Genomic DNA, 7,204 nt, shown 5'->3' with positions numbered 1-7,204 from the left:
TACCCCTGCGTGGTCTTACTCATTCGGTGATGAAAAGCAGCGAGGCCAGGAATCTCAAGCCCTTGTGCATGAAGGCGTGATCTACGTAACGGGTTCCTACTCCCGTGTTTTCGCTGTTGATGCTAAAACTGGAAAACGCATCTGGACTTATTCACATCGTCTACCTGACGACATTCGTCCTTGCTGTGATGTTGTAAACCGCGGTGCCGCCATTTATGGCGACAACATTTTCTTTGGCACCCTTGATGCCAGCGTAGTGGCTCTGAACAAAGACACGGGTAAGGTCGTTTGGCGTAAAAAGTTCGCCGATCATAAAGTCGGTTATACAATGACTGGCGCGCCAACCATTGTTAAAGATCAAAAAACCGGCAAAGTTCTGTTGATTCATGGCTCTTCCGGTGACGAATTTGGTGTTGTCGGGAAACTGTTTGCGCGCGACCCTGCAACGGGTGAGGAAGTCTGGATGCGTCCTTTCGTGGAAGGGCACATTGGTCGTCTTAACGGTGAAGACAGCACCCCAAGTGGCGACCCAAGGGCGCCTAGCTGGCCTGATGACCCCAATACAGAAACAGGTAAAGTGAAAGCCTGGAGCCAAGGTGGTGGTGCACCATGGCAAAGCGCTACCTTTGATGCATCAACCAATACCATCATCATCGGCGCTGGCAACCCGGCTCCCTGGAACGGCTGGGCGCGTACTGCACCAGACGGTGACCCTGCCGACTACGATAGCCTATACACATCAGGCCAAGTCGGTGTTGATCCAACTACCGGTGAAATCAAGTGGTTCTATCAACATACACCTAACGATGCCTGGGATTTCTCGGGTAATAACGAAATCGTTCTCTTTGACTACAAGGACAAGAAAGGCAAGAAACATAAAGCCGGCGCTCACGCTGACCGCAATGGTTTCTTCTATGTGACCGACCGTGCTAACGGTAAACTTCTCAATGCATTCCCATTCGTAGACGGTATTACTTGGGCTAAAGGTATTGATCTGGATACCGGTCGCCCCATTGAAGTCGATGGCCAACGTCCTGCACGTCTCAAGGATGGTGAAACTCGATCCCCAGCAGTTGAGGTTTCTCCTCCTTTCCTTGGCGGCAAAAACTGGAACCCTATGGCATATAGCCAGGACACGGGCCTGTTCTACGTTCCTGCCAACCACTGGAAAGAAGATTACTGGACCGAAGAGGTTGAATATCAGCCTGGTTCTGCCTATCTCGGCATGGGTTTCCGCATTAAACGGTTGTTCGACGACCACGTTGGCATCCTTCGTGCTATGGATCCGACTACCGGTAAAGTGGCCTGGGAACATAAAGAACCCATGCCTCTCTGGGCCGGCGTGCTCGCAACCAAAGGTAACCTGGTCTTCACTGGTACAGGTGACGGTTACTTCAAGGCCTTTGACGCGAAAACGGGTGAAGAGCTGTGGAAGTTCCAGGTCGGTACCGGGATCATTTCTCCACCGATCACATGGGAAATGGATGGCGAGCAGTACATTGGTGTAACAGCCGGGTACGGCGGTGCAGTACCACTCTGGGGCGGTGACATGGCTGAGCTAACCAAGCCTATCTCCCAAGGCGGTTCTTTCTGGGTATTTAAACTCCCCAAATTCGCCAAGGACCTGGCCAGCAAGTAACAGGAACGTCAGCCCGCATTGCGGGCTGACGCTTTTCCAGGAGAATATAATGAAACTTATAACGTTATCTCGAGCAATAACTTTAGTCACTTTCCTGGCTCTAAATGGCGGCGTTCATGCTGACGACTTTAGCGCGGACATTCCCAGCCATAATGGTTGCCAACTTAAGCCAGCCACCGACTGCGCAGGTGCGGACCTAAAAGGTGCGGACCTTAGCGGCTTAGACCTGACGGGAGCAAATTTTGCAGGCGCCAATCTTGAAGGCGCAGACCTGCGACACAGCAACCTTAAGGGAGTCAATCTGGAAAAAGCCAATCTTCGCAACGCGAATATGAGCCGGGCGCGCCTAATGAGCACCAACCTGCGCATGGCAGACCTTACCGGCGCTCGCTTGATTGCCATACAAAGCTGGAACCTGTTTGCCCAGAAAGCAATTTTTCACAACGTGGATGCAACTGGTGCGAATTTGGAGTTTGGCCGGCTGACTCGTTCTGAATGGAACAATGCCAATATGACAGGCGTCAACCTGGAGATGGCCTGGTTCAATAAAGCAAAACTCAATGGTGCTAACCTCCAGGATGCCAACCTTCAAGAGGTTAAGCTAAACCTTTCCAGTTTGCGCAATGCCAACCTGGAAGGCGCAAACCTGCGCTATGGAAACTTCCAGAGCATGGACATGCACGGGTGCACCGCTTGCCCCTTTGATTGGGCTTATAAAGACGGACCTGGACCGTAAACCGCGGACTTCAGCCCCCTTCTCTGTCAGGCGGGGGCTACTCTTCTTTTCCTTTTAACCTGCCGGACAAATTCTTCAACGCCATTTTCAACTTTAATGGCTTCAATGGCTTGTAAATCTGCATAAATCCATTCTGGATACAGCGTTGTTTTAGCTCTGCACTACGATCAGCCGTTACCAGCATTACCGGTAATGGGATTTGACGGCCAGAATTAATGAACGTTGCAACAGTAATACCATCATCTGTCCCTGGATCCAGATGATAATCCATTAGTAATACATCAGCGTCGTCAGCGCCGGTATCCACCTTACTACGTAAAGAGGCTAACGAATCAGCGACCACCACATCACACCCCCACCCCTCCATCAAGGTTTGCATCCCAATGCAGATTGCCTCATCGTTATCAACCACCCAAATACGCAGTCCTTGCAGAGATTGATCTACAAAAGGGTCTTCTGACAAAGCTCTGCGGATATAAGCCTCAGGCTCAGCAATAGGGATTAATAAACCAAAGCTTGACCCTTTCCCATCTTGAGAGTGAAAACGCAAGGGATGGGAGAGTATATCGCTAATTTTTTCCACAATAGCCAAGCCCAGACCCAAGCCTCGCTCGTGGTGTCTTACGGCTTGCTTTCCACGTTTGAACTCTTTAAATATTTCATCATGTTGATCATCACGAATACCTATTCCGGTATCAGTGACCACAACCTCAACCCCCTCATCGCGTTTCCGGCAACCCAGTAAGATCGAGCCACTTTCTGTATAACGAACCGCATTAGATAACAGGTTACGAAGGATTCTGCTTAATAATTGTGAATCAGATCTAACCAAGGATGCGCAAGGAACATAACGAAATCGCAGACCTTTCTGTTGCGCGATTTGCCTAAACTCTTCAGCTAGAACATCCAGTAAACGACTTAATGGAAAAACTTCGAGCTCAGCCGTTACTACTCCGGCATCCAGCTTTGAAGCATCTGAAAGTGTAGTAATGAGTGATTCAAGATCAGTCAGCGCTGTGCTGATATGAGCGAGCTGAAACGTCATATTCTCTGGCTTTTCCTGCAACGCACTGGTGAAGAGCCGAGCAGCATTCAGTGGCTGCATCAAATCATGGCTCACCGCTGCAACAAAGCGTGTTTTAGAAAGGTTCGCCTGCTCCGCTTTTTCCCGTGCTTCGCGTAGCTGCATTTCTATGTGGCGACGCTCTTCTATTTCTTCCAGTAGTTTCTGGTTTACATCACGTAAGTCCTGAGTCCGCTCACGCACCTGCTCGGCCAGAACAACTGAATGCTGAAATGCTGCATAAGGGGCGGTGGGGGCCATATTGCTTGCCTCCACCCTTTCTATCAAGGCATCACAAATCCTGCTCAGCCTGGCATTTTCAGCCATTAGCCGTGCTTCATGGAGGTCCCAGGGAGAGCGCTCCCTCTCAGTCGGACCCGATTCAGAGACGGTTTCTTTGTCCAATGACAACCCCGGTCAATGTGTGATTAAGGTGCATACCGTCAACATGCTCCCCATAGGTACTGAAGCCGATCACCCCGTATCGACGAAGCAATGCCGATGCCTGGTCCACCATACCTTCCGACTCAATTTGCGCATAACGCATGCAGCAATCACACCCAATCGTTAACCATGATGGTCCCATACGACGCTCTATGGCACTGAGTTTGGTTTCAAGATCATCAAGCAAGGAGTCGGTTTTCATTGCTGTCAAAACGATGCCATTTTCAACTGCACAATAAAACGTCAGGCTAAGATCATCGTTAACTCGCTGGATAGAACGTGCATAGTAGCCATCATTAATACGTACCGCTAAAGGCGAACAGGCGAATGTCATATCGTCCAGCTCTTCAACCGAAACACCGATCAGCCGTGCATAGGCTTTTGCCGCTGGTTCAGCATTGAGTTCATAGACGGTACGCTTTTCCGGATCCGCAGAAGTAACTACAAACTTGGTTTTTTCAGGAATTAAATGATGGGTGCTGAACACTTCGAAATCTAATGAGGTAGAAATCATTATCACCGTGGCGGCTTCGCTGGTGAAACCGCCATCGCTATAAACATAAGTGCCGCTTAATCTATATTCATCCCCCGCCGAGCCACCAAAGCAGGCAATACTGCCTAACGCCGAATTAAGCGTAGCCAAGACCATTTCTTCATTCACTGATAGCCCATCCATCAGCGTTAGCACAAAAGTATTGTGCTCTGCGGGTGACTCCGTCATACCTTCGCTGCACTCGGTTAGCAAGCCATCGACAAGCTGCTGGGCATCGAGAAGGCCGAAACTGTCCACATTTTCCACAAGCTTTTGACTGACTGTGAATAACCGGCGATCAAACCCAATGGCCACAATTGATCCCTGATCATACCCTTTGGAAGTAATTTCACCGCAGGAGGTGCAGCCTGACATGGGAATTCCAGCGAAGTTATCCCGCATGGCTGCAGCCAGACGATCAAGATCATATTCCACTGAGCAAAAGAACAGTACGAAACCCAAGTTCGGGTTTTTCAGCTTTGCAGCCAGCTCGGCAGCTGCAACCTCTTCATTGGCGGCATTACTGAACGTTGTTAGCACAGCGTTTAGAGGGGCGGCAGTCATCAGACTCTCCCGTTTTTTATTGTCGCGCTATTTCCTGGCGCCTTTGCTGGCTAATTCTGCGGAATATTGTTGTCCCAGTGAAGGAAACAGTCGTTGGGCTTTTGTTACTCGATTTATCATAACAAACCGAATCATTGAGCATGCCTATTGTTCCGCCATACGACCTGGATGTTTCAAATAGGCTCCAAAATCGATATCACTTGCTGACAGAATCGCCTGTACTCGATTTGTGGCTCCCAGCTTTCTCAAAATGGCTGATACATGAGCTTTCACCGTACTTTCAGCAATGCTCAACTCGTAGGCAATCATTTTGTTGGATTCGCCCCGGGTCATTCTTTCAAACACCTGAAGTTGTTTACGTGTCAGACTTTCCAATAGCTCGGGTAACAACCCTGGCTCCTGATGACGCGCCTGCACAGAACCACCGCCTGATCGAATAATATCTGAGGGAAGATATATCGACCCGGAAAGAATTTGCTCAAGTGCACTAATCATCTGTTTACGGGGTGTCGATTTGGTAATAAACCCTACAGCTCCGTAAGTCACTGTTTGCAATATAACTTTTTTATCTTCTTCGGCAGAAACGATCACCGCAGGCACACCGGGAAACTGGTTTCGCAGTTGCACCAGCCCACTCAAGCCCTGCATACCTGGCATATTCAGGTCCAACAGGACCAAATCGATATCATCGTTCTGATCGATGATCTCTATAGCACCATCAAGCCCCGAGGCTTCCAGCAAAGTGCTTCCAGGAAAGCCATCATCAATTACACGAGCAATAGCCTCGCGGAAAAGAGGGTGATCATCTGCGATTAGGATTTGGTACATGGACGGCACTCTCCTATCACCCTGAAGTACTGGGTTATTGTACTTATCGTCAGAGACTCCATGTTTAGCTGGCTCAAACAATGACCAAGCCAGTCTAAACAGCCTGTATCGTCCACTACTCTATGGTCTTAAGACTGAAGGCGCTATTGTTCTAAAGTAGTATTTTCCTGAATAGGAAATAACGCCCCGCTGGACAGCAGGGCAAAGAAATGCATAAAACCGGTCAGAATGCAGAGACACCGCCGTCCACCGCAAGAGTCTGCCCATTCATATAGCTGTTGGCCGGGGACAACAGCATCAGCATGACCGTAACGATTTCTTCCGGTTGCCCCAGGCGCTTCATCGGGCACCCTGCGGCCAGCATGGCATGCACGCTGTCCTTGTTCTCTGACAGGTTGCCTTCATCCACCATCGGCGTGTGCGTGTAGTACGGGCAGACCGCATTAACGCGAATATTACGCTTGGCATATTCGATCGCCGCCGTGCGGGTCAGGCCGATAACCGCGTGCTTGGCCGCCGAGTAGGCACCGATCTTGGGCGCACCGCCCAACCCGGCCATGGAACTCACGTTGACGATACTGCCACCGCTGGCCTTCATGGCGGCAATCTGGTGCTTCATGCCGAACATCACGCCTTTCACGTTCACATTAACTTGCTGATCCAGCACTTCTTCGGTCAGCTCCGCGAACGGAATAAAGCCGTGGGCGATACCCGCATTGTTCACCGCCAGGTCCAGGTGGCCGAACTGGGACAACGCCGTGTCCACCATGGCCTTGCAGTCAGCCTCACTGGAGACATCACAACGCAACGCAGCGACCTTAACGCCCTGCCCCGCCAGCGCATCGGCCAGCGGATTCAGCGCATCCATATTGATATCGCCCAGCACCAAGGCGGCACCGCGCTTGCCCAGTTCTTCTGCCAGCAACTTGCCAAACCCGCTGGCGGCACCGGTAATCAGTGCCGTCTTGCCGGTAAAATCGAGAATCGGATCCATTGTGCTCTCCTTCGTGGAACCGCGGCGAGGCAAACTCACTCTCCGCTTTCAACATCCATCACTTGCTACAAAGCCGCTGCAGGAGCGCCGTTGAGGGCGCGAACGAAGGTGGCAAAACGCTAAGCAGCAGTACCCTAAAAATCCACCCCGCTCTGCCATACCCAGAACGCCCTTCGCGCTGCGCGCGGTTCGTCCCCTGGAAGGGAACTTGTATGTTTGAATGCTCTTCCTGCAACCATGCAGGACTTGCCGGGGTGGAGGGACCAAAGGAGCATCTGACCCAAGGGTACAGACGGTAGGAGATTTGGCCCCACCCCGCACCTATTCATACGCCGATAAAGAATCCATCGGCTGAGTTGCACCTCAGACCGACGATACCTAGCAAGCCAGCGTTCAGGTGCGCC

Annotated in this window: 6 protein-coding genes; 2 read left to right on the top strand and 4 right to left on the bottom strand. The window is 50.9% G+C overall.

All coding sequences use genetic code 11. The annotated features are described in order from the left end of the window. Together A3754_RS14125 and A3754_RS14120 are read left to right on the top strand one after the other, a co-directional pair. The coding region (locus tag A3754_RS14125) for a methanol/ethanol family PQQ-dependent dehydrogenase (RefSeq protein WP_063520208.1) at positions 1–1,639 on the top strand (1,639 nt) is incomplete at its 5' end. A gap of 49 nt (positions 1,640–1,688) precedes the next feature. Next, positions 1,689–2,375: a pentapeptide repeat-containing protein gene (locus A3754_RS14120; protein WP_063520207.1), complete on the top strand. Its 687-nt coding sequence runs from the start codon at positions 1,689–1,691 to the stop codon at positions 2,373–2,375. A gap of 37 nt (positions 2,376–2,412) precedes the next feature. Here the strand turns inward: A3754_RS14120 and A3754_RS14115 are convergent, their stop codons facing one another. From A3754_RS14115 to A3754_RS14100, 4 genes are all read right to left on the bottom strand, one after another. Then, the gene (locus A3754_RS14115) at positions 2,413–3,765 is read right to left on the bottom strand and encodes a hybrid sensor histidine kinase/response regulator (RefSeq protein ID WP_231880635.1); all 1,353 of its coding nucleotides are present in this window, start codon (positions 3,763–3,765) and stop codon (positions 2,413–2,415) included. Positions 3,766–3,820: 55 nt separating this feature from the next. Continuing rightward, positions 3,821–4,978 (bottom strand): nitric oxide-sensing protein NosP, encoded by a 1,158-nt coding sequence (gene nosP / locus A3754_RS14110; RefSeq protein WP_063520205.1) that lies wholly within the window; start codon positions 4,976–4,978, stop codon positions 3,821–3,823. 144 nt (positions 4,979–5,122) lie between these two features. Continuing rightward, positions 5,123–5,806 carry a response regulator transcription factor gene (locus tag A3754_RS14105; RefSeq protein WP_063520204.1) on the bottom strand — a complete coding sequence of 228 codons (684 nt, stop codon included), beginning with the start codon at positions 5,804–5,806 and terminating at the stop codon, positions 5,123–5,125. A 223-nt stretch (positions 5,807–6,029) separates the two neighbouring features. Then, complete coding sequence (locus A3754_RS14100) at positions 6,030–6,800, bottom strand: SDR family NAD(P)-dependent oxidoreductase (protein ID WP_007150678.1); 771 nt, start codon at positions 6,798–6,800, stop codon at positions 6,030–6,032. Positions 6,801–7,204: the final 404 nt, after the last annotated feature.

The sequence above is a fragment of the Alcanivorax sp. HI0083 genome (assembly GCF_001635175.1).
The sequence above is the reverse complement of the archived record's forward strand: the minus strand, read 5'-3'. Positions and strand labels throughout refer to the sequence as shown.

Bases quoted from the DNA above. Each gene is read 5' to 3' on its own strand.
- A3754_RS14100 (WP_007150678.1), bottom strand. From the start codon at position 6,800: ATGGATCCGATTCTCGATTTTACCGGCAAGACGGCACTGATTACCGGT.
- A3754_RS14120 (WP_063520207.1), top strand. From the start codon at position 1,689: ATGAAACTTATAACGTTATCTCGAGCAATAACTTTAGTCACTTTCCTG.
- nosP (WP_063520205.1), bottom strand. From the start codon at position 4,978: ATGACTGCCGCCCCTCTAAACGCTGTGCTAACAACGTTCAGTAATGCC.
- A3754_RS14105 (WP_063520204.1), bottom strand. From the start codon at position 5,806: ATGTACCAAATCCTAATCGCAGATGATCACCCTCTTTTCCGCGAGGCT.
- A3754_RS14115 (WP_231880635.1), bottom strand. From the start codon at position 3,765: ATGGCTGAAAATGCCAGGCTGAGCAGGATTTGTGATGCCTTGATAGAA.